This window comes from Microbispora sp. KK1-11, from assembly GCF_006874435.1.
Lineage (GTDB): Bacteria > Actinomycetota > Actinomycetes > Streptosporangiales > Streptosporangiaceae > Microbispora > Microbispora catharanthi.
Genome location: NZ_VIRJ01000004.1, coordinates 15,786 through 41,028, shown reverse-complemented (window position 1 = coordinate 41,028; position 25,243 = coordinate 15,786). Strand labels below are relative to the sequence as shown.

The 25,243-nt window shown below is 72.1% G+C and carries 24 protein-coding genes; 13 read left to right on the top strand and 11 right to left on the bottom strand.

Features of this window, described 5'->3' with window-relative positions; all coding sequences use genetic code 11:
• Nucleotides 1-43: 43 nt before the first annotated feature.
• The gene (locus FLW16_RS07865) at nucleotides 44-1,006 is read left to right on the top strand and encodes an FKBP-type peptidyl-prolyl cis-trans isomerase (RefSeq protein ID WP_142559164.1); all 963 of its coding nucleotides are present in this window, start codon (nucleotides 44-46) and stop codon (nucleotides 1,004-1,006) included.
• A gap of 77 nt (nucleotides 1,007-1,083) precedes the next feature.
• On the opposite strand, the gene FLW16_RS07860 is transcribed toward FLW16_RS07865, so the two are convergent.
• Nucleotides 1,084-1,950 carry a chitosanase gene (locus FLW16_RS07860; RefSeq protein ID WP_312847123.1) on the bottom strand — a complete coding sequence of 289 codons (867 nt, stop codon included), beginning with the start codon at nucleotides 1,948-1,950 and terminating at the stop codon, nucleotides 1,084-1,086.
• A 202-nt stretch (nucleotides 1,951-2,152) separates the two neighbouring features.
• Here FLW16_RS07860 and FLW16_RS07855 point away from each other — a divergent pair, with 202 nt between their 5' ends.
• Both FLW16_RS07855 and FLW16_RS07850 read left to right on the top strand, forming a co-directional pair.
• Nucleotides 2,153-2,809 (top strand): metalloregulator ArsR/SmtB family transcription factor, encoded by a 657-nt coding sequence (locus tag FLW16_RS07855; protein ID WP_185949312.1) that lies wholly within the window; start codon nucleotides 2,153-2,155, stop codon nucleotides 2,807-2,809.
• Between the two features lie 14 nt (nucleotides 2,810-2,823).
• Nucleotides 2,824-3,300 carry a DUF3291 domain-containing protein gene (locus tag FLW16_RS07850; protein ID WP_142559162.1) on the top strand — a complete coding sequence of 159 codons (477 nt, stop codon included), beginning with the start codon at nucleotides 2,824-2,826 and terminating at the stop codon, nucleotides 3,298-3,300.
• Here FLW16_RS07850 and FLW16_RS07845 read toward each other — a convergent pair.
• Nucleotides 3,246-4,313, bottom strand: a complete 1,068-nt coding sequence (locus tag FLW16_RS07845) for a DUF3866 family protein (protein WP_142559160.1) — start codon at nucleotides 4,311-4,313, stop codon at nucleotides 3,246-3,248. The genes FLW16_RS07850 and FLW16_RS07845 overlap by 55 nt on opposite strands.
• A 39-nt stretch (nucleotides 4,314-4,352) precedes the next feature.
• Here FLW16_RS07845 and FLW16_RS07840 point away from each other — a divergent pair, with 39 nt between their 5' ends.
• The 7 genes from FLW16_RS07840 (at nucleotide 4,353) to FLW16_RS07815 (ending at nucleotide 11,483) form a co-directional block, all read left to right on the top strand.
• Entirely contained in the window at nucleotides 4,353-5,294 is a 942-nt protein-coding gene (locus FLW16_RS07840; protein WP_142559158.1) for a YafY family protein, read from the top strand.
• Nucleotides 5,291-6,241 (top strand): YafY family protein, encoded by a 951-nt coding sequence (locus FLW16_RS07835; protein ID WP_260614998.1) that lies wholly within the window; start codon nucleotides 5,291-5,293, stop codon nucleotides 6,239-6,241. Before FLW16_RS07840 ends, FLW16_RS07835 begins: the two co-directional genes overlap by 4 nt.
• Before the next feature lie 14 nt (nucleotides 6,242-6,255).
• A complete protein-coding gene (locus FLW16_RS43530) occupies nucleotides 6,256-6,399 on the top strand; it encodes a hypothetical protein (RefSeq protein WP_185949311.1) in 144 nt (47 codons plus the stop codon).
• A 114-nt stretch (nucleotides 6,400-6,513) separates the two neighbouring features.
• Nucleotides 6,514-6,837 (top strand): Sec-independent protein translocase subunit TatA, encoded by a 324-nt coding sequence (gene tatA / locus FLW16_RS07830; protein ID WP_142559153.1) that lies wholly within the window; start codon nucleotides 6,514-6,516, stop codon nucleotides 6,835-6,837.
• Nucleotides 6,838-6,871: 34 nt separating this feature from the next.
• The gene (gene tatC, locus FLW16_RS07825; protein ID WP_142559151.1) at nucleotides 6,872-7,741 is read left to right on the top strand and encodes a twin-arginine translocase subunit TatC; all 870 of its coding nucleotides are present in this window, start codon (nucleotides 6,872-6,874) and stop codon (nucleotides 7,739-7,741) included.
• Nucleotides 7,742-7,789: 48 nt separating this feature from the next.
• Nucleotides 7,790-8,686 carry a diacylglycerol kinase family protein gene (locus tag FLW16_RS07820; protein ID WP_142559150.1) on the top strand — a complete coding sequence of 299 codons (897 nt, stop codon included), beginning with the start codon at nucleotides 7,790-7,792 and terminating at the stop codon, nucleotides 8,684-8,686.
• 79 nt (nucleotides 8,687-8,765) lie between these two features.
• Nucleotides 8,766-11,483: an RNA helicase gene (locus FLW16_RS07815; RefSeq protein WP_142559148.1), complete on the top strand. Its 2,718-nt coding sequence runs from the start codon at nucleotides 8,766-8,768 to the stop codon at nucleotides 11,481-11,483.
• A gap of 21 nt (nucleotides 11,484-11,504) precedes the next feature.
• On the opposite strand, the gene FLW16_RS07810 is transcribed toward FLW16_RS07815, so the two are convergent.
• Genes FLW16_RS07810 through FLW16_RS07800 form a run of 3 tightly spaced genes read right to left on the bottom strand, consistent with a single transcriptional unit; the run spans nucleotide 11,505 to nucleotide 14,795 of the window.
• On the bottom strand, nucleotides 11,505-12,932 hold the full coding sequence (locus FLW16_RS07810) for an RNB domain-containing ribonuclease (protein WP_260614997.1): 1,428 nt from the start codon (nucleotides 12,930-12,932) through the stop codon (nucleotides 11,505-11,507).
• Between the two features lie 50 nt (nucleotides 12,933-12,982).
• On the bottom strand, nucleotides 12,983-13,873 hold the full coding sequence (locus FLW16_RS07805) for a 5'-3' exonuclease (protein ID WP_142559531.1): 891 nt from the start codon (nucleotides 13,871-13,873) through the stop codon (nucleotides 12,983-12,985).
• A 25-nt stretch (nucleotides 13,874-13,898) separates the two neighbouring features.
• Nucleotides 13,899-14,795, bottom strand: a complete 897-nt coding sequence (locus FLW16_RS07800; RefSeq protein WP_142559146.1) for a PP2C family protein-serine/threonine phosphatase — start codon at nucleotides 14,793-14,795, stop codon at nucleotides 13,899-13,901.
• A gap of 218 nt (nucleotides 14,796-15,013) precedes the next feature.
• Between FLW16_RS07800 and FLW16_RS07795 the strand changes: the two genes are divergently transcribed.
• The 3 genes from FLW16_RS07795 (at nucleotide 15,014) to FLW16_RS07785 (ending at nucleotide 18,524) form a co-directional block, all read left to right on the top strand.
• Complete coding sequence (locus tag FLW16_RS07795; RefSeq protein WP_142559530.1) at nucleotides 15,014-16,132, top strand: Xaa-Pro peptidase family protein; 1,119 nt, start codon at nucleotides 15,014-15,016, stop codon at nucleotides 16,130-16,132.
• Nucleotides 16,133-16,198: 66 nt separating this feature from the next.
• Nucleotides 16,199-17,974, top strand: coding sequence for a tetratricopeptide repeat protein (locus FLW16_RS07790; protein WP_142559143.1), 1,776 nt, complete (start codon nucleotides 16,199-16,201; stop codon nucleotides 17,972-17,974).
• A gap of 76 nt (nucleotides 17,975-18,050) precedes the next feature.
• Nucleotides 18,051-18,524: an Lrp/AsnC family transcriptional regulator gene (locus tag FLW16_RS07785; RefSeq protein ID WP_142559142.1), complete on the top strand. Its 474-nt coding sequence runs from the start codon at nucleotides 18,051-18,053 to the stop codon at nucleotides 18,522-18,524.
• 83 nt (nucleotides 18,525-18,607) lie between these two features.
• Here FLW16_RS07785 and FLW16_RS07780 read toward each other — a convergent pair whose 3' ends face one another.
• Genes FLW16_RS07780 through FLW16_RS07755 form a run of 6 tightly spaced genes read right to left on the bottom strand, consistent with a single transcriptional unit; the run spans nucleotide 18,608 to nucleotide 25,194 of the window.
• Nucleotides 18,608-19,606: an N-acetylglucosamine kinase gene (locus tag FLW16_RS07780; protein ID WP_221890951.1), complete on the bottom strand. Its 999-nt coding sequence runs from the start codon at nucleotides 19,604-19,606 to the stop codon at nucleotides 18,608-18,610.
• Complete coding sequence (locus FLW16_RS07775; protein ID WP_142559140.1) at nucleotides 19,603-20,865, bottom strand: 6-phospho-beta-glucosidase; 1,263 nt, start codon at nucleotides 20,863-20,865, stop codon at nucleotides 19,603-19,605. Before FLW16_RS07775 ends, FLW16_RS07780 begins: the two co-directional genes overlap by 4 nt.
• Nucleotides 20,862-21,686: a carbohydrate ABC transporter permease gene (locus FLW16_RS07770; RefSeq protein ID WP_142559138.1), complete on the bottom strand. Its 825-nt coding sequence runs from the start codon at nucleotides 21,684-21,686 to the stop codon at nucleotides 20,862-20,864. The genes FLW16_RS07775 and FLW16_RS07770 overlap by 4 nt, the downstream gene beginning before the upstream one ends.
• Nucleotides 21,683-22,621 (bottom strand): carbohydrate ABC transporter permease, encoded by a 939-nt coding sequence (locus FLW16_RS07765; RefSeq protein WP_142559136.1) that lies wholly within the window; start codon nucleotides 22,619-22,621, stop codon nucleotides 21,683-21,685. Before FLW16_RS07765 ends, FLW16_RS07770 begins: the two co-directional genes overlap by 4 nt.
• 4 nt (nucleotides 22,622-22,625) lie before the next feature.
• A complete protein-coding gene (locus tag FLW16_RS07760; RefSeq protein ID WP_142559134.1) occupies nucleotides 22,626-23,963 on the bottom strand; it encodes an ABC transporter substrate-binding protein in 1,338 nt (445 codons plus the stop codon).
• Nucleotides 23,964-23,976: 13 nt separating this feature from the next.
• Nucleotides 23,977-25,194 carry an ROK family transcriptional regulator gene (locus tag FLW16_RS07755; RefSeq protein WP_142559132.1) on the bottom strand — a complete coding sequence of 406 codons (1,218 nt, stop codon included), beginning with the start codon at nucleotides 25,192-25,194 and terminating at the stop codon, nucleotides 23,977-23,979.
• Nucleotides 25,195-25,243 lie beyond the last annotated feature (49 nt).

The window sequence follows — 25,243 nt, the reverse complement described above, 5'->3', positions numbered from 1 at the left end:
GGGTAGCCTGGCCCGGACCCGCTGTCTGTTTGAGGATTCCCATATGCGCCGTCGTACGGCACTCGTCGCCGCCCTACCCCTGTTGCTCGCCGCCGCCTGCGGAACCGCGCAGAAGAGCACGTCCAGCGCGAGCCCCACCTCCAGTGGCCAGGCCGCCGCCTCGGCCATCAAGGTGACGGGAGAGGCCGGCAAGAAGCCCACTGTGACCTTCCCGGCGGGCAAGCCCTCGCTCACGTCCGCCTCCATCAAGGTCATCGAGGGCCAGGGCACTCCGGCCAAGGACGGCGACGTCCTCACCGCCAACGTCACCGTCTACAACTGGGACGGCAAGGAGAACAAGGCGGCAGGCTCTGACTACGACCAGGGCAAGTCGGAGTTCGTCTCGGTCAGCCCGCAGCTGCCCAAGGCGCTGCACGAGGCGCTGATCGGCGCCAAGCCGGGCGGCCGGGTGATGGCCGTGGTCGCCAAGGACAACCTGAGCACGGAGCAGGTCGACCAGGCCAAGCAGCAGGGCCAGGACTTCAACGCCGCGTCCCAGGTGCTGGTCATCGACGTGGTGGGGGCCGCGCTGAAGTCCGTCCAGGGCACCGCCGTCGACCCGGGCGTCGCCGGCGTGAAGGTCGAGAACCCGGCCGGTGACAAGGCCCCGACGCTGACCACCAAGACCAGTGAGAAGGCGCCCAAGAAGCTGGTCGTCAAGACCGTGATCAAGGGCGGCGGCCCGGAGGTCAAGGCCACCCAGACGGTCCTCGCCCACTACGTCGGCAAGATCTGGGGCACCGACAAGCAGTTCGACTCCAGCTGGGAGCGGGGCCAGCCCGCGACGTTCGCCCTCGACCAGGTCGTCAAGGGCTGGGCGCAGGGCCTGACCGGCGTCCCGGTCGGCAGCCGCGTCCTGATCACGATCCCGCCGGACCTCGGTTACGGCAAGGAGGGCAACGCGCAGGGCGGCATCAAGGGCACCGACACGCTCGTCTTCGTCGTGGACGTCCTCGGCGCGGCCTGACGGCCCGACCCCACGGACAGCAGGGGCCCCTCTCACCGGGCGGTGGGAGGGGCCCCTGGCGTACGGGCGTACGGACGTCAGCTGAGGATCTGGTAACTGTCGCCGTAGACCTTCCAGCGCAGCGGCGGGTCGAGGTCGAGGTTGCCGTTCTTGAGGAACACCCGCTGGGCGGTGTCGACCCGGCTGGTGTCGCTGTGCGCCTCCTCGGTCTTCATCGCCGCCTTGCGGGCGTCGAGGAACGCGTTGAGGTAGGCGACCTCGTCGCCGCCCTGCGCGGGGGTCTTCGCCTTCTTCATGGCCGTCTTGCGGATGCCGCCGAAGCTGACGGGGTCGGTGCCGGGGCCGTGCATCACGATGGCGTCGTAGTAGACGAACTGCCCGAGCGCGCGCAGGCCGTCGGCCTTGGCCTGGGCCACGGCCGGGTTGAAGTAGACCCGGTCGCGCTCGTCGTTCTGCGCCTGCTGGAACACGGGATCGGCGGCGGCGGCGCGCCAGTCCTTGGGGAAGTTCGGGTCCAGCCCCTGGTGCGAGTCGGTGCCGTTCACCTTCCGCAGCGCGGGCAGATACCTGGCCAGTACGTTGCCAGGCTTGCGCGCGGTGTAGAGCTCGAGCAGGTCGAGCATGTCGCCGGTGCCCGAGCAGAAGCCGATGATCCCGGCGGTGTAGCCGCGCCCGTCGTCGATGTCCTCGATGTACTTGTACTGGGCCTTCCAGTCGAGTGAGGAGTTCTCCGCGCTGGAGACGAGCTCCATCGCGATCTCCTTCTTCTTCGGGTCCGTGAGGTCGACCGGCGCCGCCTTGACCGTCACCTTCACGGTCTCCCCGGTGGCGGCCGGACCGCCGGCGGCGGCTCCCGCCGCGTTCGCGGGGAGTACGGCCGCGGCGGCGGCCACGAGCAGCAGAGCCGCGCGCCGGGGAGTGCGCCTGATCAGCGGGTCTTTCACGTGCGTCGCTCCGTTCTCCGCCCGCGGCCGTGCGTCGTGACGGGAAGGGGGGCGCGGGGCGGGGGATGAGCCCTCCGTGAGGAAGTTTAGTTAGTAAGGTTTCCTAATGAAAGCAGTGATCCACGGCGGTGTCAACGGACTCCTTGACCGGCCGTCCCGGCCGGCGTCCGATCGTCCGGGCGGCCCCGCCTAGACTCCGGCTGTGACGAGCGACGACCTGGAGTCGATGAGCGTGCTCGGCGATCCCGTACGACGGGCGCTGTACCGGTTCGTGGCCGAGCAGGGGCGGGACGTGGGCCGCAACGAGGCGGCCGAGGCGACCGGCGTCCAGCGCACGCTGGCCGCCCACCACCTGGACAAGCTGGTTGACGCGGGGTTGCTGGAGGCGGGTTTCCGGCGGCTGAGCGGCAAGGCCGGCCCCGGCGGCGGCCGCCCGGCGAAGGTCTACCGGCGGGTGCGCGAGGAGCGGACCGTGAGCCTGCCGCCCCGCGACTACCGCACGCTCGCGCTCGTGCTGGCCGAGACCGTCGACCTGCTGGGCGGCGAGGAGAAGGCCGAGGAGGCCGCCCGGCGGGCGGGGGAGCGCCTCGTCGCCTCCGGCGCCGCCTCCGGCGATCTCCTGGAGGTGCTGCGTGCGCGCGGCTACGAGCCGTACGAGGAGGACGGGCGGGTGCGGTTGCGCAACTGCCCCTTCCACGTGCTGGCCGACAGTCATCCGCTGCTCGTGTGCTCGATGAACCTCGCGCTGTGCGAGGGGCTGCTGGCCGGTCTGGGCGAGACCGGGGTCGCCGCGGCGCTCGACCCGAGACCGGGGGAGTGTTGTGTGGCCTTCTCATCTTCTAAAAATAACGTAGATTGACATAGAATCCGGGTATGCATCTCGCCCAGCTCAACGTCGCCCATCTCAGGGAACCCCTCGACTCCCCCACGCTGACCGACTTCCTCGCTGCCCTGGCGCCGATCTACCAGGTGTCGGACGCCGCGCCCGGCTTCGTCTGGCGCATGAAGGAGAGCGATGAGCCCACGGAGTTGATCCAGCACGACTACGGACCGATGCTGGTCGTGAACCTCTCGGTCTGGGAGTCCCGCGAGACGTTGTGGAACTTCGTCTACCGCAGCGCTCACCTGGAGGTGATGCGGCGCCGCCGGGAGTGGTTCCATCGGATCGCCGAGCCGTACACGGTGATGTGGTGGGTGCCCGAGGGCCACCTGCCGCCGCTCGACGAGGCCACGGCCCGTCTGGACCTGCTCCGGGCTCAGGGGCCGGGCCCGGAGGCGTTCACGTTCAAGGATTTCTACGACAGCAGTGACGCCGCGTGCCTCCCGGCGGCGGCGGAGGTCACGAAGTAGGCCAGGTCCTCCTCCAGGCCGCGGCCCATGGTGGACAGCCGCACCGGGGACGCCTTGAGCGCCTCGTGCAGGCCCTCCACCGGCACGGTCACGATCTCGTGACGCGTGGCCAGGGCCGCGGCCTGCTCGCGCACCGTCGCCCCGAACGCGCCGGGCAGATCCGGCACGGCGATCTGGGCCGGGGCCAGCGCGACCCGGCCGTACGCCGTGAGCGAGTGGTGCGACACTCCGACATGCCGCTCGCGGCGGTCGCCCTCGCTGACCCGCAGCGCGGCCACGGGCCGCCCGGCCAGCACGGCGGCGGCGTTCACGGCCTCGCCCGCGGCGACGCCGGAAAATCCCCAGCGGGTGCCGGTGCCGAGGTTGCCCGGCCCCTGCGCGACGACGGCGACGTCGGCGCCGAGCACGTGGCGGGCGGCCAGCAGGCGGGTGGGGAGCGTGACCGCCTCGACGTCCCCGCCGAAGGACTGGCCGGTCGTCACCACTCCGCACAGCCAGTCGCGCTCGCGCAGCGTCGCGCACGACATCGAGAACCAGGCCGGCAGCGCCCCGCCGTCCTGCATCACGTACGCCACCCTGATCCCCGGGGAGTCCGCGTACAGGCCACACAGGATCGCGGGCAGGGCGGAGTGCAGGTCGGCGACCACGACGGGCATGCCGTCGACCGAGTCGGCCTCCCGCAGCGCCTCGTGGTGCGGGGACCCCTGCTCGTCCGCGCCGAGCACGGTGGCCTGCAACGGGGTGTAGCGTGCTTTCACCAGATGGCCGGGGCCGGAAGGATCTTGCGGTAAACGGTCCGGGACGGCCACCACCATGGCGTACCCTCCCGTACCGAGACCCATGGCGAGGGCGGTCGTGTTGAGCAGCACGGTGTCGCCCACTTCAGGGCGTCCCACCAGCGGGGGATAGGCGAGCGCCCGGCACTCGCCCTCGGCGACGGCGACGTCGAGTTCCACCGCCCCCGGCCACTCGCGCCGGACCCGCACCACTTCGCCCTTGCGCCATCTGATCACGCCGAAAAGGGTAGCGTTCTCGACTGGAAGGGAGGCCCGATGTCGCGGCGGAAGACCGAGCGGCTGCTCAATCTGGTTATCTGCCTGCTCGCGACGCGGCGGCCGTTGAGCGCGGAGCAGATCCGGCAGGCCGTCCCCGGGTACGACCCGGACAACGACGAGGCCTTCCAGCGCATGTTCGAGCGCGACAAGAACGAGCTGCGCGAGATCGGCATCCCCATCGAGGTCCACAAGGACCCCTGGGAGGACGACCCCGGATACCGGATCGTACGCGAGGCGTACGAGCTGCCCGAGATCACCCTGGAGCCCGACGAGGCCGCCGTCATCGGCCTGGCCGCGCAAGTCTGGCAGCGGGCGAGCCTCGCCGAGGCGGTCGGCGGGGCGCTGCTGAAGCTGACCGCGGGCGGCGTGCACGCCGACCTCGCGGAGAGCCCGCTGGAGCTGCGGGTGGACACCCGCGACCCCGCGTTCCCCGCGCTGTGGGAGGCCGTGCGGGACCGGCGCGCGGTCGCCTTCGACTACCGGTCGGCCGGCAGCGAGTCGGTGTTGCGGCGGACGGTCGAGCCGTGGGGGGTCGTCAGCAGGCGCGGCCGGTGGTACCTGGTCGGGCACGACCGCGACCGCGGCGCCGCCCGGGTCTTCCGGCTGAGCCGGATCACGGGGGCGGTGTCCACGCTCGGCCGGCCGGGGGCGTTCACCGTGCCTGAGGGGCTGGACCTGCGGGCCATGGTGGGCTATCAGGAGCTGCCGAACGAGCGGGTCGCCCTGGTGCGCGTGCGCAAGGGCACCTGCCTCGGCCTGCGGCACGCCGCCCAGGCCGTGCGCACCGGGCCCGGGGAGTGGGACGAGGCCGAGGTGACCTTCGCCGACGCGGAACGGCTCGCCGGATGGCTGGCCAGCCTCGGCCCCGACGCCGTCGTGCTGGACCCGCCGGACGCGCGCGAGGCCGTGATCCGCCGTCTGAAGGGGGCGTTGCAGTGAGTTCGGACCGGCTGCCGCGGCTGCTCGCGCTCGTGCCCTACCTCATGTCGCATCCGGGCGCGCAGGTGCCCGAGGTGGCACGGCTGTTCGGCCTGTCGGAAAAGCAGCTCATCGACGACCTCCAGCTCGTCTGGATGTGCGGCCTGCCCGGGCACACACCCGGCGACCTGATCGACGTCTCCTGGGACGGCGGCGAGATCCTCATCGACAACGCCGAGGCGATCGCCCGGCCGCTCAAGCTCGGGGTGGACGAGGCGAGCGCGCTGCTCGTCGCGCTGCGCATGCTCGACGAACTGCCCGAGTTCCAGGGCCGCGACGTGCTCGGCCGGGTCATCGCCAAACTGGAGCAGGCGGCGGGCGAGGGCGCGGCCACGGTGAGCAGCCAGGTGCAGGTGGAGATCGGCGCTGCGCCGGACGCCCACGCCGTCATCACCGACGCCGCCCGCAGGGGCCGCAGGCTGTCGCTGCGCTACTACGTGCCGGGACGCGACGAGATCACCCCCAGGGAGGTCGACCCGCTGCGGGTCGTGCTCGTGGACGGCCGGCACTACCTGGAGGGCTGGTGCTACCGCGCCGAGGCGATGCGGATGTTCCGCGTCGACCGGATCCTGGACGTCGAGATCCTCGACGTGCCCGTGGACCCGCCGGCCGGCGCCGAGCCGATGGACGTCACCCGGGGCGTGTTCCGGCCGTCGGACAGCGACGAGCTGGTGGAGCTGGAACTGACCCCGGCGGGCCGCTGGGTGGCGGAGTACTACCCCTGCGAGGAGGTCGTCGAGCTGGGCGAGGGCCGTCTGCGTGTCTCGCTGCGGGCCCGCGACCAGTCCTGGCTGGTGCGGCTCGCGCTCCGGCTGGGGGACAGCGGCCGGGTGCTGTCGCCGGCGTCCCTCGCCGAGCGGGCGACCGCCACCGCCAAGCAGGCGCTGGCCAACTACGAAACCGTGTGACCTGGGAAAGTGACATGACTTTGCTCTTCGCCCTGTCCGCGGTGGCCGTGGCGGGGCTCGCGGCCCTCATGTGGCCGGCCGTCCGGGTGCTCACCGCGGCGCGGGACCTGCACGCCGAAGTCAAGCGGGCCAAGGGGCGGCTTCGAGTGCCCGAATAAGGGACTTTGCCCACGATTGATGTGATTTTGAGGCCCGCGGACAGGTGAACTTTGGCGCGTGGTGCGCGTACGATCGGGGGGTAGTACCCACGGCCCTCGCGGTAAGGACATGACATGCCCAACCTCGGACCCATGGAATGGATTCTGATCCTCCTGGTTCTGATCCTTCTTTTCGGCGCCAAGAAGCTCCCGGACACCGCGAGGGCCCTTGGGCAGTCGCTGCGCATGTTCAAGAAGGAAACCAGCAAGATGAGCGAGGAGGACGAGGAGCGGCAGACGGTCAAGGCGCAGGCCGAGCCCGTCGCTCCGCCGGCGGCGCAGATCCCGCCGACCACCCCGTCCGTCGAGGAGCGGCTGCGGGCCCTGGAGGAGGAGAACCGGAGGCTGCGTGAGAGCCAGCAGCCGGTGAGCTCGCAGAACGAGCAGCGCTCCAACTAGGCGCCGCACCCCCACTGACCCCAGGACGAACCAGATGGCCCTGTTGAAACGGTCGACTCCCGCCGCCTCGGCGGACGACGGGCGGATGACGCTCATGGAGCACATCCGCGAGCTGCGCAACCGGCTGATCAAGGCCATCCTGGCGGTGGTCGTCGGAACCGCCGTCGGGTTCATCTACTTCGAGCCCATCTGGAACTTCCTGAAGCAGCCGTACTGCCGGCTGCCGCAGGCCCACCAACTCAACGGCGACAAGTGCACGCTGGTGGTGAACGGGGTCTTCGACTCGTTCTTCGTCAACCTCAAGGTCGCCGTGATCTTCGGTGTGGTGGTCTCGGCGGTGTTCTGGATCTACCAGCTCTGGGCGTTCGTGACTCCCGGGCTGTACCAGAACGAGCGCCGCTACACCATGGCGTTCCTCGGGCTCTCGGTCCCGCTGTTCACCGCGGGCTCGGCCCTCGCCTACGTCACGATGGACAAGGGCCTGTCCCTGCTCCTCGGCTTCGCGCCCGAGGGCACGCTCACGCTGGTGAGCATCAACGAGTACCTCAGCTTCGCGCTCGCGATGCTGATCATCTTCGGCGTCTCCTTCCTGATGCCGCTGCTGCTGGTGTTCCTCAACGTCATCGGGGTGCTCCGGTTCAAGACGGTGTCCAAGCACACCCGCATGGTCGTCTTCCTGATGTTCGTCTTCGCGGCCGTCGCGACGCCGAGCCAGGACCCCGTCACCATGCTGGCCCTGGCGCTGCCGATGGTCGCGCTGTTCTTCGTCGCGATGGCGTTCATGTACTTCCACGACAAGAAGCGCGACGCCGCCGACGCGGCGCACGCACGGGCCATCGAGGAGGAGCTCGACGGGCCGTCCGCCGCAGAGGGCGCGGCGGACTCGGTCGATGTGAGGGACTGACCGAATATCCCTCTGGTGTCGTCCGATGGGCGGCGGTAGGTTCCGCGTATGGCCGATGAGATCGTCGTCCTGGTGAACCCCGCTGCCCGCGGTGGTCGTACGCTGCGCCTTCTCGACCCGGTGCTGCGCCGGCTGAGGGCGGGCGGCCGCCCGGTCTCGGTGGTCGTCGGGACCTCGGCGGCGGACGCCCTGGGCCGGGCCCGCGAGGCCGTCGCCGCCCGGCCGGCCGCGTTCGTCGCCTTCGGCGGCGACGGCCTGGTCCACCTGGCCGTGCAGGCCGTGGCAGGGACGGACGTGCCGCTCGGGATCGTGCCCGCCGGGACCGGCAACGACATCGCCGACGCCCTCGGCATCCCACGCAAGGATCCGCTCGCCGCCGCGGACATCGTGACCGCGGGCGACCGCCGGGTGGTCGACGCCGCCAGGCTGGGCACGGGCGAGTGGTTCGCGGGAGTCCTCGCCTGCGGGTTCGACTCCCGCGTCAACGAGCGGGCCAACGCCATGACCCGGCCGCCGGGAATGGCGAAGTACCTGGTCGCGCTCGCACGAGAACTGCGATCGTTCACCCCGATCCCGTTCCGGATCACCCTCGACGGGGAGGCCGTCGAGCGCGAGGCGATGCTGGTGGCGGTGGCCAACACCCGGTCGTACGGCGCCGGGATGCGGGTGTGCCCGGACGCCCGGCCCGACGACGGCCTGCTCGACGTCCTCGTGCTCGGGGCGGTGCCCAAGGGCGAGTTCCTGCGCACCTTCCCCCGCGTCTACCGGGGCAGCCACACCGGGCACCCCGCCGTGACCCTGCGGCGGGCCCGGCGGGTGGAGATCGAGGCCCTGGACGGGGACGTCGTCGCGTACGCCGACGGCGAGCGGGCCGGCCCGGCCCCGCTGACCTGCGCCGTCGAGCCGGGAGCGCTGCGCGTCCTGGTCCCGGATCTACGGCGCTGATCTACGGCGTAAAGGCGGCCGCGTAAAAGGATCACCGATGACGGACGCCCGGAATCCCGTTATCGGTAGGGTTGACGGTATGAGTACGCCAGCGGAACGCTATGCCGCCTTCCGCGAGGGGCAGTCCGGAGCCGGACCCGCTCTCGCCTCGTTCCGCGAACTTTACGACTTCGAGCTCGACGAGTTCCAGATCGACGCCTGTCAGGCGCTGGAGGCCGGGGACGGCGTGCTGGTGGCCGCGCCGACCGGGTCGGGCAAGACGGTGGTGGGGGAGTTCGCCGTCCACCTGGCGCTGGAGCAGGGCCGCAAGTGCTTCTACACGACGCCGATCAAGGCGTTGTCCAACCAGAAGTACAACGACCTGGTCAGGCGGTACGGCGCGCGCAAGGTCGGCCTGCTGACCGGCGACAACAGCGTCAACGGCGAGGCCCCGATCGTGGTCATGACCACCGAGGTCCTGCGCAACATGCTGTACGCGGGCTCGAACACGCTGACCGGCCTCGCGTACGTGGTGATGGACGAGGTCCACTACCTGGCCGACCGGTTCCGCGGCGCGGTCTGGGAAGAGGTCATCATCCACCTGCCGGAGTCGGTGCGGGTGGTGGCCCTGTCGGCCACGGTCAGCAACGCCGAGGAGTTCGGCGAGTGGCTGGGCGAGGTGCGCGGCGACACCACCGTCATCGTGGACGAGCACCGGCCGGTCCCGCTGTGGCAGCACATGCTGGTCGGCAACAAGATGTTCGACCTGTTCGTCGACGAGGGCGACGGCACGCTGCGGGTCAACCCGTCCCTCATGCGGATCTCCCGCGACGAGATGCGGCTGGCCCAGGCCAGGGGCAGGCGGGGCTACTCGCGGCCCGGCCGGGGCACGACGCCGAGCCGTTCCGACGTGATCGAGAAGCTCGACGCCGAGGGCCTGCTGCCGGCGATCACCTTCATCTTCTCCAGGAACGGCTGCGACGCCGCCGTCATGCAGTGCCTCTACTCGGGGCTGCGCCTCACCACAGAGGCCGAGAGCCACGAGATCCGCCAGATCGTGGACGAGCGCACCGCGCACCTGCCCGACGAGGACCTCGCGGTGCTCGGCTACCTCGAATGGCGCGACTGCCTGGAGCGTGGGCTGGCCGCCCACCACGCGGGCATGCTCCCGGCGTTCAAGGAAGTCGTGGAGGAGCTGTTCACCAAGGGGCTGGTGAAGGCGGTCTTCGCGACCGAGACGCTGGCGCTCGGCATCAACATGCCGGCCAGGTCCGTGGTGATCGAGAAGCTCGACAAGTGGAACGGCGAGACCCACGCCGACCTGACCCCGGGGGAGTACACCCAGCTCACCGGCCGGGCCGGGCGGCGCGGCATCGACATCGAGGGCCACGCGGTGGTGGTCTGGCAGCCGGGGATGGACCCCCTCTCCGTCGCCGGTCTCGCCGGCACCCGCACCTATCCGCTGCGCTCCAGCTTCAAGCCGTCGTACAACATGGCGGTCAACCTCGTCGGGCAGGTCGGCCGGGAGCGGGCGCGGACCCTGCTGGAGGACTCCTTCGCCCAGTTCCAGGCCGACCGCGCCGTCGTCGGGCTGGCCCGCCAGCTCCGCAAGGCGGAGCAGGCCATCGAGGGCTACGCCGAGGCCATGACCTGCCACCTCGGCGACTTCGAGGAGTACGCCGCGATGCGCAGGCGGCTGTCGGACCGCGAGGCCGAGCTGTCGCGCCAGCGGGGGGCGGCCCGCCGCGCCCAGGCCGTGCAGTCCCTGGAGGTGCTCAAGCCCGGCGACGTCATCCGGGTGCCCGGCGGGCGCCGCGCGGGCATCGCGGTCGTGCTCGACCCCGGCGTCAACGGCCGGGGACACGAGGGCCCCGCGCCGCTCGTGCTGACGATCGGCAAGCAGGTCAAGCGCCTGTCGGCGGCCGACTTCCCGGTGCCGGTCGAGCCGGTCGACAAGATCAGGATTCCGAAGGGGTTCAATCCGCGCTCGCCGAAGGAACGGGCCAACCTCGTCTCGACGGTGCACGCCAAGCTGGGCGACCGCGACCTCGGCAAGCCGCCGCGGGCGCGCGACCACGCCGCGGAGGACGAGGAGATCACGCGCCTGCGGCGGGAGCTGCGCCAGCACCCCTGCCACGGCTGCGACGAGCGCGAGGACCACGCGCGCTGGGCCGAGCGCTACCACAAGCTGCTCAAGGAGACCGAGGGGCTGCGCCGCCGGGTCGAGGGACGCTCCCACGTCATCGCCCGGACCTTCGACCGGGTCTGCGGCGTGCTGGACCAGCTCGGCTACCTGGACGGCGAGACCGTCACGGAACAGGGCCGCAGGCTCGCCTCGCTCTACACGGAGCTGGACCTGCTCACGGCCGAGTGCCTGCGGGCGGGCGTGTGGAACCGTCTCGACCCCGCCGAGCTGGCCGCGTGCGTGTCGTCGCTGGTGTACGAGTCGCGGCAGGCCGACGACGTCCGCAGCCCCAAGATCCCGGCCGGGGCGACGCGCGATGCGCTCGCGGAGATGGTGCGGCTGTGGGGCGAGCTGGAGGGCATCGAGGAGGACCACGGGCTGTCGTTCGTCCGCGAGCCCGACGTGGGCTTCGCCTGGGCGGCCTTCCGCTGGGCCAAGGGCCACAGCCTCGACGCCGTGCTGACCGACTGCGATCTCGCGGCGGGCGACTTCGTCCGCTGGGTCAAGCAGCTGCTCGACCTGCTCGGCCAGCTCAGGGACGCCGCGCCCAAGGGGAGCAAGGTCGCGGAGAACGCCCTCAAGGCCATCGACGCCATGCGCCGCGGGGTCGTCGCCTACTCCTCCGTCAGCTGAACTGTCGCTCCACCTATCCGCTCACACGGCGGTGAAGCGGACCTCGCGGGTGGCGGGGTCGGCGCGCGTGAGCCGTACGGGGACGCGCTCGCCGAGCGGCAGGCGGTCTCCGTCGCACCGGGCGATGACGGCGGGCTCGGTGACCTGCACCTGCCCGCCCGGCTTTCCGTCGGTGACGTCGACGACGACCGCCTCGAAGACCTCGCCGATCCTGGGGTGCAGCACGGCCGCCTCGACCAGGTCCACGCAGGCCCGCTCCACCGCGCCGGCCCGCCTGCCGCCCGCGGCCATCTGCTCCGGCAGGTCGGGCAGCGCCGCCGCGACCTCCTCGGGCACCTGGCGGCCCGCGGCCACGGCGAGGCAGACCTCGGTGCCGTACCGGTCGACCAGCCGCCGCAGCGGCGCGGTGACGTGCGCGTACGGTGCCCCCAGGGCGGCGTGCAGCACCTGCGCGGGTGCCGGACCGTCGAAGGCGACGTAGGCCGCGCCGCGCAGCAGCACCGTCGACTCGTGCAGGAAGGCGGCATGGCCGGGGATCTTCGGGTCGAGCCCGTGCACGACCTCGGCGTACGACGTGCCGCCGGGCCAGGGCACGCCGAGCGCGGCGGCGACCCTGCGGACCTTGCCGACGTCCTCAGGGCCCGCCTCGGGGAGGACCCGCAGCACGCCGACGCCCGCGTCCAGCATCATCCGGGCGGCCGCCATGCCGGTGAGCAGCGAGATCTGGGCGTTCCACGCCTCGCAGGGGTGGTTCGTGCGGAACTCCACCCGATAGCCGCCGTTCCCGTCGGGGACCACCTGCTGCTCGGGGGTCGGCAGCGACAGCCCGCCCCTGGCGCGCTCGCGTTCCAGCCGCAGCGGCCCCACCTCGGCGAGCAGCGCGATCGTCCCCTCCGCCCGGCCCGTGTCCACGGCGGCCTGGACCGTCTCGTAGTCGAGCCGCTCCCGGCTGCGTACGAGCGCGCGGCGCAGGTCCACCGCCTCGATCTCCCCGTCGGACCCGAGGTCGAGCCGCCACAGGGCCGCGGGCCGGGCCTGCCCGGGCAGCAGGCTGGCCGCGCCCTCCGACAGGACCGGCGGGTGCAGCGGCACGCGCCCGTCGGCCATGTAGACGGTCTCGGCGCGGCCCCGCGCCTCGGCGTCGATCGCCCCGCCGGGCCGGACGAACGCCGCGACGTCGGCGATCGCGTACCAGACGCGGTAGCCCGTCCCGCGCCGCTCGATGCACAGCGCCTGGTCGAGGTCCATCGATCCCGGCGGGTCGATCGTCACCAGCGGGAGATCGGTCCGGTCCTCCTGCGGCACGGCGGGGGAGGCGGCGGCCCGCTCGGCCTCCTCCTGCACGGGGGCGGGGAAACCCTCCGGCAGATCGAACTCACTGCGGATGCGAGCGAACCCGTCGCGGAGCCCGTCCGCGGTGTCCGGGAGGCGGATCGTCGTGTACGGCACGCGATCAACCTACCCGAGTGCGGACATTCCGGGCCGTAAACGGCCGGGGGTCAGGCCAGCGCGGCGAGCAGGCGGTTGAGCGGGCTGTCCAGGCCGTGCTTCTCCGACAGCGCGACCAGCCGCTCGGGGTCGCGCGGCGCTGCGGGCAGGGTGATGTCGACGTCCGGGACCGGGACGTCGTGGGCCACCCGGACCACGGCAGGGGCGACCTCCAGGTAGTCGCGGGCGGCGGCGAGCTTGTTGCGTGCGCCCGCGGGGAAGCCGTCGGCGCCGCCGTCGTCCAGCGCGGCGAGCAGAGCGGACAGCGACCCGAAGCGTGTGATGAGGGCCGCCGCCGTCTTCTCGCCGATGCCGGCGACACCGGGCAGGCCGTCGCTCGGGTCGCCGCGCAGCGTCGCGAAGTCGGCGTACGCCCGGCCGGGGATGCCGTACTTCTCCCGGACGAACGCCTCATCGATGATCTGGAGGTTACGGATTCCCCTTACTGTGTAAAGGGCGCGGCAGGGCTTCTCGTCGTCGACGAGCTGGAACAGGTCGCGGTCGCCCGTGACGATGTCCACGGCGCCGCTGGCGGCGGTCGCGTAGGTGCCGATCACGTCGTCGGCCTCGTATCCGGCGACGCCGACGCGGGCGATGCCGAGCGCGTCCAGGACCTCCTCGATGACCGGGACCTGCGGGGCCAGCGTGTCCGGCACCTCCTCCTCGTCGCCGATCGCCACCCGGTGCGCCTTGTACGACGGGATCGCGGCCACCCGGAACGCCGGCCGCCAGTCGGCGTCCATGCACGCCACGATCTGGGCGGGGGAGTGCTGCCGGACCAGGGTGGCGATCATGTCGAGGAGCCCGCGCACCGCGTTGACCGGCATGCCGTCCGGCGAGGTCACCGACTCCGGGACTCCGTAGAAGGCGCGGAAGTACAGCGACGGGGTGTCGAGAAGCATCAGCACCCTGCCATTGTCACGCCTGTCAGGGGTGCCGCGGACCCTCTCCGGTCACCGCCACGGCCAGCAGGCAGGTGTCGTCCTCGGGGTTGGGGCCACCGATCGCCTCCAGCAGGCGGTCGAGGCCCGCGTCGAGGTCCGCTCCGGCCGTGCCGAGCCCGGTCGCCACGGCCGCCTCCACGATGAGGGACACCCCGGCGCCGATGTCGCGCGAGCGGCGCTCGACCAGACCGTCGGTGAACATCAGCAGCAGGTCGCCGGGCTCGAGGCGGACGTCGGCCACCCCGTACGGCAGGCTCGACGTCGCCCCGAGCACGACCCCCCGGGGCGCCCCGAGCTGGCGCGCGCCCCCGCGACGCACCAGGATCGGGGCGGGGTGGCCCGCCTGTGCCCACGTGAAAAGGCGGGTCGCCGGGTCGAAGTGGCCGCACACGGCGGTCGCGGTGGTGTCGTCCAACCGGGTGAGGACGAGGGTGTTCAGCCACGTCAGCAGCCTGCCGGGGCAGGCCCCCGTCATGCTCAGGCCGAGCAGCGCGTGGCGCAGCTGAGCCATCTCGGCGATCGCGGGCAGGCCGTGTCCGGACACGTCGCCCACCGCGAGGAACATGCGCCCGTCGGGCAGCGGCGCGGCGTCGTACCAGTCCCCGCCGAGGCTCGACGCCCGGCCCGCCGGGACGTACCGGACCGCGATCCGGGCGTAGGGCAGGTCGATCGACGCGCCGGGCTCGGGCAGGATCGCCTCCCGCAGCGCCAGGGTGACGCGGCGCTCCTCGGCGGCGCGTTCCCGGCGCTCCGCCCACCGCCGTCCGCCGATGTCCTGAACCATGAGGGTGCCGACGGGGGCGGCGCCGGGCGTCGTGTCCGGGTCGCGGTCGTCCGCGGGGGGAAGGGCGGGCTTCGTGCCGCCCACTACGCCGACCATTTGTCTCGCTCTCGATGCCGCTCTTGCAGTGCTGTGCGGACGTTCTGTGCTCGTCCTGACGCGGAGCGTAGCAGTCCTGCATTCCACAGGGGTTGGTTTTCTTCTATGGCGTGGAATAAGCCAGAGCCCCGCGAAGCTCGCCCGCGTGGCGGCTGTGGTATGCGCACCTGAGTACGTCGTCGGGGCCCGCGCTCGTTAGATTAGGTGGCGTGACGACGATGTCCCCGGAGCCCTCCGACCTGTATCCCACGACCCGTCCGGCCGCAGTGAGCGAGGCCGTCGACCGCGCCGGCCTCGACGCGCTGCTGCTGACGCCAGGCCCCGACCTGCGCTATGTGACCGGCTACGACGCGATGCCGCTGGAACGCCTGACCTGCCTCGTCGTGCCGGCCTCCGGCGAGCCGTTCCTGATGGTGCCACGCCTGGAGCTGCCGGCCGCCGAGCACTCGCCCGCCTCCCGGCTCGGCATCGAGTTCGTCGCGTGGGACGAGACCGACGACCCGTTCACCGAGGTGGCCCGCCGCCTGGGCCCGGTCACCCGGGTCGGGCTCGCCGACCGCATGTGGGCGTTGCAGTCGCTGCGGTTCCGCGCGGTCATGCCCGGGGCCGAGCAGGTGCTGGCCGGGAGCGTCCTGCGCGAGCTGCGCATGCGCAAGTCGCCCGCGGAGAAGGCGGCGCTCGCGGAGGCGGGGGCGGCCATCGACGCCGTGCACAACCTGGTGCCCCGGTTGCTGAAGGCCGGTCGCACCGAGCGGGAGGTCGGCAAGGACATCGCGGAGGCGATCATCGACGCGGGTCATGCCCGGGTCGACTTCGTGATCGTGGGCTCGGGCCCGAACGGCGCCAGCCCGCACGCCGAGCTGACCGACCGGGTGATCCGGCCCGGCGAGCCTGTCGTGGTCGACATCGGCGGCGTCATGCCGAGCGGCTACTGCTCGGACTCCACCCGCACGTACTGCGTGGGCGAGCCGCCGGCGGAGTTCACGGCCTACTACGAGGTGCTCAAGCGCGCCCAGGAGGCCGCCTGCGCCCACGTCAGGCCCGGCGTGAGCTGCGAGTCGGTGGACGCCGCCGCCCGCGAGGTGATCGCGGAGGCGGGGTACGGCGAGTACTTCGTCCACCGCACCGGGCACGGCATCGGCCTGGAGACGCACGAGGAGCCGTACATCGTCGCGGGCAACACCGAGGAGATGCGGCCGGGGTTCGCCTTCTCCGTCGAGCCGGGCATCTACCTGCCCGGACGGCACGGCGCCCGGATCGAGGACATCGTCGTCTGCGGCGAGACCGCCGGAGAGCGGATGAACACCACCACCAGGGACCTGGTGGTGGTCGACTGATCCCCGCGGCCGTGCTCTCCGTCGCTCTGGCAGAGTGATGATCACGACTGCCGGATCGGAGGACGTATGACGCACGAGGGCATCGACGAGGGCATGGACGATCCCCGCGCCCAGGCCGAGGGCGAGGTCAGCATGGCGCGGCTGGCCCTGGCCGACGGGGAGACCGGGCACGCCGCCGCGCACGTCGCGGCGGCGCTGGCCCACGATCCCGCCCTGCCCGAGGCCCACGAGATGCTGGCCCGGCTGCTGGCCGGGCCGGGCGGCGGGCCGGACCTGTTTCCCCTGGAGGAGCCGGTCTTCCTCGGCACCGCGCTGGCCCGCGCCCACGCGCTGGCCGCGCGAGGCGAGCACGTGCCCGCGCTGCGCCTGCTGATCTCCGTGCAGCGGCACGAGCCGGGGGGACGCTGGGCGCACGTGCCGTGGGTGCTCGACCCCGAGCTGCCCGGGCGGATCCCGCCGGGCGAACTGGGCTCGCTCGTCTCGCTGCTGGCCTCCGGGCTGCCCGGCACGGTGCCTGAGGACGGCCGCGAGGCGCTGCTGCCGTACGTCGCCCTGGTGCGGGGCGCGCTGCGCGCCCACCCGGACGACGCGTCGCTGCTCTGGCTGGCCTCGCTCCTCCTGCGCCGGGTGGGGGAGGCCGAGGAGGCGGTGGAGCTGGCCGCCCGCTCCTACGCGCTGGCGCCGTCCTTCCAGGCCGCCCTGGCCGAGGGATACGCGTGCCGCGACCTGCAGCGGTGGCCCGAGGCCGAGCGGGCGATGGTGCGGGCACTGGAGCACGACCCCGCCAACCTCGCGTTGTACACCGACATCGGCGAGATGCTGTACAGCAGCGGCCGCCCGGAGGAGGGCCTGGAGTGGGTGGAGCGCGCGCTGCGGCGCGAGCCCCGGCACCCGAACGCCTATCCGACGGCCTGCGGGATGCGTTTCGAGCGGGACGGGGACGTCCGGCACCTGGTGGAGCTGGCCGACCACCTGCGCGACGACCCCGGCAACGAGCACGGTGACGCGGTCCTCGGCGAGCACTGCGGGCTGCGCCTCTGGCTGGGACGCGTCCCGGGCCCGACGGAGTCGGTGATCGACGTGCTCTACCAGATGGTGGAGCAGGAGGAGATCCCGGCCGGCGGCGAGCTCACGGTCTCCGCCCCCGAGCCGCCCAGCGCGCTGCTCGCCTTCTCCCTCGTCGTGCCCGGATTCGCGCTGACCATCGCCGGCGCGCCGGAACCCGACGCGCGGCTGACCGTGCCCGAGGTGTACGCCCACGGGCCGGTGCGGAGCGTGGCACGCCGGGTGTGGCGTTACGAGGGCCTGACGGCCGTGCCCGCCGTGCCGCCGCCGTCCCGCGAGGCGCTGGAGGCCGTCGCCGCCGTCGCGACGCTGCGCTGGCCGCACCTGCCGGGCGCCTACGACCACGCCGTACGCCTGTCGGGCCTGTCCCTCGGCGACCTGCTCGGCGTGCTCGCCCACCCGCCGCTGTCGCCGTACGGCGAGCCCGCGGCCGTGCCGCTGTGGATCAGGCAGGTCCAGGCGTGGGCCTGCCTCGGCATCGCCCACCACCAGGCCGGCCAGCCGTGGGCGGAGTCCGAGCGCAGGAGCGTGCTGGCCGACCTGGCGTACGGGCCGGAGGACTGGGTGACCGAGGCCGCTTTGCTGGGAATGATCGCCACGGCCTGGGTGGACCCGGACGCCCGCGCCGACGTGGCCGAACTGGTGGCCTGGCGCTACCTGGCCGCCGTGGAGGCGTCCAAGACGCGGCCCGTGACGATTCTCGGCTCGCTGGCCGCCCTCGTGTCGGCGACCCCCGGCATGCACCCCGACGTACGGGCACTGGCCGCGGAAGGGTGATCGCGGCATTGCCGGCAACGCGGCATTTCGGCGGCTTCGGGACGAGACAGTCTCGGGCGGCGCTACCGTTGCTGGGGTGGAGGAGATCGATCGCCGAATCGTCACCCTGCTGGCGACTGACGGCCGGATGAGCTTCACCGATCTGGCCAAGGAGACCGGGTTGTCGGTCTCCGCAGTGCACCAGCGGGTACGCAGGCTGGAAAAGCGTGGTGTGATCCGTGGATACGCCGCTCTCGTGGACTACGACGAGATCGGTCTTCCGATGACCGCGTTCGTCTCGATCAAGCCGATCGACCCCTCCGCGCCGGACGACGCGCCGGAGCGGCTGAGCCATCTGACCGCCATCGAGGCGTGCCACAGCGTCGCGGGCGATGAAAGTTACATTCTCAAGGTCCGCGTCGCCTCCCCTCTGGCGCTGGAGGAACTCCTCCAGCACATCCGCGCCTCGGCCAACGTCAGCACGCGTACGACGGTCGTCCTCAGCACGCCGTACGACTACCGTTCCCCGGTGATCGAGAAGGAGCCGGAAGAGGACGCCGCCGAGGGCTGAGCGCCCGGCGCCTGGGGCTTCCTGTTCCAGCTCGACTCGTGCGGCACGCTGCAGGAGGTCAACTTCGGCGACGTCGGCGTCGGCTACGGCTTGGCAGTGCTGCTGAGGACGTGCGGCAGGAAGTGCGCACGCACCCGGGCGTACGCCTCGGGGGGCGCGCCGAGACGGTCGAGGCCGAGCAGGGCGGCGCCCACGATCGGCGGCACGTCGGCGACGACGAGCCGGGCGAGCGGCGCGCGTTCGGCGTAGCGCCGCTCGACCAGCGACGTCAGCAGGGGATGCCGTGCGGTCAGCACGCCGCCGCCGAGCACGACCTCGCAGGGCGCGGCGAGCAGGCCGAGCCGCCGCATGGCGACGACGCCGAGCAGCGCGATCTCCTCGGCCTGCCGCTCCACCAGGGACCCGGCGATCGCGTCCCCGTCCGCGGCGGCGGCCAGCAGGGGCGGCACGAGGGCGTGCAGCTCGTCGGCCGGCAGGTCGCCGAAGTGCAGCCCGACGACGACCTCCTCGACCGTTGCGGCGCCGAAGCAGGCGCGCACGACGTCGGTCAGCGCGGTCGCGGGGCCGCGGCCGTCCTCGGCGCGCACGGCGTGCCAGAGCGCCTCCTCGCCCAGGTGGTGCCCGCCGCCCCAGTCGCCGCTGAGGCGGCCGAGCGCGGGGAAGCGGGCGACCTGCCCGGCGGGGGAGACGCCCACCGCGTTGATCCCGGCGCCGCAGACGACGGCCACACCCCATCCCGTGCCCGACCCGGCCCGCAGCAGGGCGAAGGTGTCGTTGCCGACGACCACGCTCGCGCCGTAGCCGCGGGCCAGCAGTTCGGCCCGCAGCCGCTCCTCCTCGACCGGCAGGTCCGCGCCCGCGACGTACGCCGCGACGTGGTCGGCGTACGGCGGCGCGGCGATCTCGTCGGCGAGGGCACGCCGCACGGTGCTGCCGACCACGTCGACGGCGGCTTCGGCTCCGGCGCTCTGCGGCAGGAACGCGGGCCCGCGCGCGGTGGCGAGCACCGTGCCGTCCTCGCGGACGAGGGCGACGTCGGTCTTGCTGTTGCCGCCGTCCACGGCGAGCACCGTACGGGTCACCGGGCCACCGCCCACGGCAGGAAGTCGCGGTTGGCGTCCACGAGGCGCGCGGTGAGGCCGTCGGCGAGGGAGGCCTGGCCGACCAGCGGATGGGCCAGCAGGGCGTCCCTGACGCGGTTCTCGCCGCCGTGCAGGGCCGCCTCCAGGGCGAGCGACTCGTACGCCGACACATGGGCGATCAGGCCCCGATAGAGCGGCTCCACGGGATCGACGGGCAGCGGCACGGCCCCGGCGGCCCCGACGGCGGCCGGGACCTCGATCACCGCGTCGTCGTCGAGGAACGGCAGCGTGCCGTTGTTGCGGGTGTTGACGACCTGCACGTCCCCGCGGTCGCCCATGAGCGAGGCGACCAGGGCGACGGCGGCCTCCGAGTAGAAGGCGCCGCCGCGCTTGTCCAGCAGGTCGGGCTTGGTGTCCACGGCCGGGTCGGCGTACATCTCCAACAGCGCCGACTCCACCGCCGCCACCTTGGCGGCCCGCGACGGCGAGGTCCGCTGCTCGGCCACCACGCGGTCGTGCTCGTAGAAGTACCGCAGGTAGTACGACGGCACGGCGCCCAGATGGCGGACCAGGCCGACCGGCAGGCCGAGGGCCTCGGCGATGCCCTCGCCGTGCTCGTCCAGAAGGCGGGGCAGCACGTCCACGCCGTCGAGCAGGACGGACCGCTCCCAGGTGAGGTGGTTGAGCCCGACGTGGCCGAGCGCGATCCGCTCGGGGGCCACGCCGAGGAGGGCGGCGAAGCGGCGCTGGAACCCGATGGCCACGTTGCACAGCCCGATGGCCCGGTGCCCGGCGTCCAGCAGCGCCCGGGTGACGATGCCGACGGGGTTGGTGAAGTCGACGATCCACGCGCCGGGCGCGTGCGCGCGCACCTTCTCCGCGATGTCGAGCACCACCGGCACGGTCCGCAGGGCCTTGGCGAGGCCCCCTGCGCCCGTGGTCTCCTGCCCGACGCAGCCGCACTCCAGCGGCAGGGTCTCGTCGACGTTCCTGGCGGCCTGGCCGCCGACGCGCAACTGCAGCAGCACCGCCGCGGCCCCGGAGACGCCGTCCTCCACGCGGGTGGCGGTGGTCAGCGCGGCCGGGTGCCCGGCGCGGGCGAGCATCCGCCGGGCCATCCCGGCGATCGTCGCGAGCCGCCGCTCGTCGGGGTCGACGAGCGCGATCTCCGACAGCGGCAGTTCGCCGCGCAGGCGGGCGAAACCGTCGATCAGCTCCGGCGTGTACGTGGAACCGCCCCCGACAACGGCCAGCTTCATTTGACTCCCGTCAGCTTGACGCCCTCGATGAAGACCTTCTGGGCGAAGAAGAACACGATGATCACCGGGGCCATGGCCAGCAGTGTGGCGGCCATCGTGAGGTTCCACTGCACGCGGTGCACCGACCGGAACGCCGCCAGCCCCAGCGACAGCGTCCAGTTGTCCAGGTCGGTCCCCGCGTACAGCAGGGGTCCGTAGTAGTCGTTCCAGCAGTAGAAGAACTGGAAGAGCGCGACGGCGGCGATGGCCGGGCGGGCCATCGGCAGGATCACCCGCACGAGCGTGCGGAACTCGCCGCATCCGTCGACCTTCGCCGCGTCGGAGTACTCGCGCGGGATCGTGACGAGGAACTGGCGCAGCAGGAAGATCGAGAACGCGTCGCCGAGCAGCATCGGCAGGATCAGCGGCCACAGCGTGCCGGTCAGGTGGAAGCGGGCCCAGATCAGGTAGATCGGCACCGCCACGACCTGCGGCGGCAGCATCATCATGGTGATCACCAGCAGGAGCGCCGTCCGGCGGCCGCGGAAGCGGAACCGCGCCAGCGCGTACGCCACGGGGATCGACGACACCAGCATGAACGCGGTGGCGAGCACCGAGTAGAGCAGCGTGTTGCGGATCCAGGTCAGCAGCGGCGCCTTCTCGAAGATCTCCGTGAAGTTGCCCCAGTTCCAGGTGTGCGGCCACAGATCGGAGGTGAGCGCCTGCCGGTCGCTCATCAGGGCCGTGAGCGCGATGAACACCAGCGGGCCGAGGAACATCAGCGCGAGCGCGATGGCCAGCGCGTGCCGGGCGACCCACAGCAGCACCGTGCCCCTCGTCATGCGTCCTCCTCGCCGAGGCCGCGGAACTGCCGCAGCAGGATGAGCGTGAACACCATCGCGACCGCGAACAGCACGAGCGCGAGCACGCAGGCGTAGCCCATCGCGTAGTCCCGGAAGCCCTGCTGGAACAGCCACTGCGGGAACGTCAGCGTGGACTGGTCGGGGTAGCCGGGGGTGAAGACCGACCCGGCCGAGTCGGTCGCCCCGGACGCGACCCGCGCGGCGACCTCGGCCTGGGTGAAGTACTGCAGGGTCTGGATCACCCCGGTGACGAGGGCGAACATCAGCACCGGCCGGATCACCGGCAGCGTGATCGAGGTGAACTGCCGCCATCCGTTCGCGCCGTCGATCGCGGCGGCCTCGTAGAGCTGTTTCGGCACGTCGAGCAGTGCGGCCATGAAGATGACCATCAGGTCGCCGACCGACCACAGGCCCAGCAGAGTGAGGCCCCACTTCGACCACGCAGGGTCGCCGAACCAGTCCGGCGCGGGCAGCCCGACGGCCGACAGGATCGCGTGCACCGGCCCGGTGCCGGGGTTGAGCAGGAACACGAACCCCAGCGTCCCGGCCACCAGCGGCACCAGCGCCGGCAGGTAGAAGATCGTGCGGTAGACCCCGGCGCCGGCCTTCAGCCGGGTCACCAGCTGGGCGACGCCGAGGCCGAACAGCACCCGCAAGGGGACCATCACCACGACGAGCCACAGCGTGTTGCGGATCGCCGTCCAGGCGGCCTGGTCCTTGAAGAAGTACTCCCAGTTGAGCAGCCCGACGGGCTCCAGGGTGAACAGGTCGTAGCGCTGGAAGGAGAAGTAGACCGTGGACAGCAGCGGGTAGACGAAGAAGATCGCGAACCCGGCGAGCCAGGGGGACAGGTAGAGCAGGGCGCGCAGGTTTCCCCGGCCGGGATTCCTGTGGCGCAGCGCCGTCGTCGCCATCGGCTCAGCCGCCCGCCGTCAGCTTGAGCTTCTCGTCGATCTTCTTGTCGACCTCGGCGAGCAGCGCGTCCAGGTCGGACGCGCGGCCCGACTCCCACTTGATCTGCGCCTCCTGCAGCGTCTGCTGGTTGAAGACGGAGTTGACGTGGGCCGGCATCGTCGTGCTGTTCGGGTTGGCGAAAATATCGAGGAAGGTCTGGAAGTTCGGGTCCTTCTTGAGGTCCGGCGACTGGAGCGCGGGCAGCGTGCTCGGCACGTTCCTGATCGCGTTCGACAGCGTCACCAGCGAGCCGGTGTCGGTGGTGAGGTATTTCACCAGCTCCCAGGCGGCCTCCGCGTGCTTGGCGCCGCGCGGGATGCCGATGACGGTGCCGGTGATGAAGCCCGCGCCGTACCGCTGGGGCTGGTCGTCGGCCACCGGCAGCGGCGCTGTGCCGTAGTCGAGGTCCGGAGCGTCGGCGGCGAGCATGGCGGTGCGCCACTCGCCGTCGACGGCCATGGCGACCTTGCCGGTGGTGAACGGGTTCTCGGCCGACCACTCGTCGCCGAGGCTCTTGCGGAACTTCTCGAGCTTGTCGTAGCCGTACCAGTCGGTGAGGTCCTTCTGCCAGGTCATCAGCTTCTTCCACTGCGGGTCGGAGCCGATGGCCGAGGTGCCGTCGGGGTTGGTCCACTTCGCGCCGACCATCACGCCGGTGTGGATGGGGGCGTTCTCGTACATCTGGCTGGTCGGGACGAACCCGGCGACCTTGATGTCGCCCTTGTCGTCCTTGACCGTCAGCTTCTTGGCGAGGTCGGCCAGCTCGCTCATCGTCTTCGGGGGCTGGTGGCCCTTCATGAGCGTCTTGTTGTAGTAGAGGCCGTACGCGTCGGCGAGCATGGGCATCACGCAGCGCTTGCCCTGATACTGCGTGTATTCGGCGATCACCTTCGGGAACAGCGACGCCGGGTCGATGCCGCTCGCCTTCAGGTAGGGGTTGAGGTCCTGGAAGATCCCGGCCTTGCAGAACTCGGCGACGCTGTCGGTGGTGAACGACAGGGCGACGTCGGGCGGGTTGCCGCCGCGTACGGACTGGAGGATCTGGCTGTCCTGGACGGCCTTGGTCGGCTTGACCGTGATCCAGGGGAACTTCTTCCGGAAGCCGGCGAGGGTCTCGTCGAAGGCCTTGAGCTCGTTGTCGGCGCTGAAGCCGTGCCAGAACTCGATGGTGACCGGGTCGTGGCTCGCCCCGCTCTGGGCCACCTTGGGCGGCGCGCTCTCGGTGCCGGCCGTGCAGGCGGTGAGCGCGGCCAGCCCGGTCCCGATGGACAGTGCCGTGGAGAGGAAGAGAAGGCGTTTCATGGGGGGTGCCTCCCTAGTGCGTCGAAGGGGACTTGTTCACCGCGCCGAACAGTTCCTCGCGTACGGCGCCGAGCGCGAGGTCGAGGGCCCCGGCGAGGACCGGATTGCCCTCCAGGGTGGACAGCAGCACGCGGGGCCGGGGGATGGTCAGCGCGTGCAGCTCACGCTCGACCGTCTCCCGTAGGACCTCGCCGCCGGCCAGCAGCACGCCGCCGGACAGCACGACGATCTCGGGATCGACGACGGCCGTGATCGCCGCCAGCCCCAGCGCGAGGCGGCCTGCGAGGTCGCGGAGGGCCTCGCGCGCGCTCTCGCCGTCCGGGCCGCCGCGCCCGGCCGCGGCGACCGCGTTGCGGACGGCGCCGCTCGGCGTGGAGCCGCGCACGCCGTGCGCCCGCAGGAGGGCGAGCACGGCCGGGCCGCCCGACAGCGCCTGGAACCCGTGGTTGGCCCGCCTGCCCACGTCCCGCGCGGTGGGGGCGCCCACCACGGGCATGTAACCGACCTCGCCCGCGCCGCCGGTCGCCCCGCGATGGAGGCGGCCGCCGATGACGAGGGCCGCGCCGATGCCCTCGTCGGCCCACAGCAGCACGTAGTCCTGGTGGCCCCGGGCGCTGCCCCTGGACCGTTCGGCCTGGGCGACCAGGTTGACGTCGTTCTCCACGTCGATCGGCACGCCGATCCCGTCGCGGAGGGTCCCGATCAGGTCGGGGATGTGCCAGCCCGGGATGTGGGCGGCGTAGCCGAGCCTGCCCGTCGAGGGATCGACGGCGCCCCCGATGCCGACGACCACCCGGCTCAGCTCCGTCGGGTCGAGCCCGGCCGGGCCGCCCGCCCCCGCGAGCGCGGCCCGGACCCGCTCCACCACGTCGCCCCCGGTGCGCCCGGGGGTGGCCAGACGGTGCTCGGCGACGACCCTGCCGGTGACGTCCGCGACCGCCACGGCGATGCGCGCCGGCGTGACGTCCAGCGCCGCCACGTGCGCCGCGCGAGGGTTGATCCGGTACAGCTCGGCCGTACGGCCCGGCAGGCCCTCGCGGATGCCGTCCAGGACGACCAGGCCGGCCTCCTGGAGCCGGGCCAGCAGCTGGGAGGCGGTCGGCTTGGACAGGCCGGTGAGGGTCCCCAGCTCGGGCCGGGTCAGCGGGCCGCGTTCGAGCAGGACCATCAGCGCGGCACGGTCGTTGATCGCGCGCAGCAGGCTCGGCGTCCCCGCGATCGGGCGGGTCATACGTTCTCCCAGCAGCCGGTTAGGAAAGTTTCCTAACTTTTGAGGCGAC

Coding starts and splice junctions, on each gene's coding strand:
- FLW16_RS07850 (WP_142559162.1), top strand. CDS start 2,824: ATGCATCTCGCCCAGCTCAACGTCGCCCATCTCAGGGAACCCCTCGAC.
- FLW16_RS43530 (WP_185949311.1), top strand. CDS start 6,256: ATGACTTTGCTCTTCGCCCTGTCCGCGGTGGCCGTGGCGGGGCTCGCG.
- tatA (WP_142559153.1), top strand. CDS start 6,514: ATGCCCAACCTCGGACCCATGGAATGGATTCTGATCCTCCTGGTTCTG.
- tatC (WP_142559151.1), top strand. CDS start 6,872: ATGGCCCTGTTGAAACGGTCGACTCCCGCCGCCTCGGCGGACGACGGG.
- FLW16_RS07765 (WP_142559136.1), bottom strand. CDS start 22,621: ATGGCGACGACGGCGCTGCGCCACAGGAATCCCGGCCGGGGAAACCTG.
- FLW16_RS07805 (WP_142559531.1), bottom strand. CDS start 13,873: ATGCTTCTCGACACCCCGTCGCTGTACTTCCGCGCCTTCTACGGAGTC.
- FLW16_RS07800 (WP_142559146.1), bottom strand. CDS start 14,795: ATGGTCGGCGTAGTGGGCGGCACGAAGCCCGCCCTTCCCCCCGCGGAC.
- FLW16_RS07755 (WP_142559132.1), bottom strand. CDS start 25,194: ATGACCCGCCCGATCGCGGGGACGCCGAGCCTGCTGCGCGCGATCAAC.
- FLW16_RS07775 (WP_142559140.1), bottom strand. CDS start 20,865: ATGAAGCTGGCCGTTGTCGGGGGCGGTTCCACGTACACGCCGGAGCTG.
- FLW16_RS07770 (WP_142559138.1), bottom strand. CDS start 21,686: ATGACGAGGGGCACGGTGCTGCTGTGGGTCGCCCGGCACGCGCTGGCC.
- FLW16_RS07815 (WP_142559148.1), top strand. CDS start 8,766: ATGAGTACGCCAGCGGAACGCTATGCCGCCTTCCGCGAGGGGCAGTCC.
- FLW16_RS07865 (WP_142559164.1), top strand. CDS start 44: ATGCGCCGTCGTACGGCACTCGTCGCCGCCCTACCCCTGTTGCTCGCC.
- FLW16_RS07795 (WP_142559530.1), top strand. CDS start 15,014: ATGTCCCCGGAGCCCTCCGACCTGTATCCCACGACCCGTCCGGCCGCA.
- FLW16_RS07790 (WP_142559143.1), top strand. CDS start 16,199: ATGACGCACGAGGGCATCGACGAGGGCATGGACGATCCCCGCGCCCAG.
- FLW16_RS07840 (WP_142559158.1), top strand. CDS start 4,353: ATGTCGCGGCGGAAGACCGAGCGGCTGCTCAATCTGGTTATCTGCCTG.
- FLW16_RS07760 (WP_142559134.1), bottom strand. CDS start 23,963: ATGAAACGCCTTCTCTTCCTCTCCACGGCACTGTCCATCGGGACCGGG.
- FLW16_RS07820 (WP_142559150.1), top strand. CDS start 7,790: ATGGCCGATGAGATCGTCGTCCTGGTGAACCCCGCTGCCCGCGGTGGT.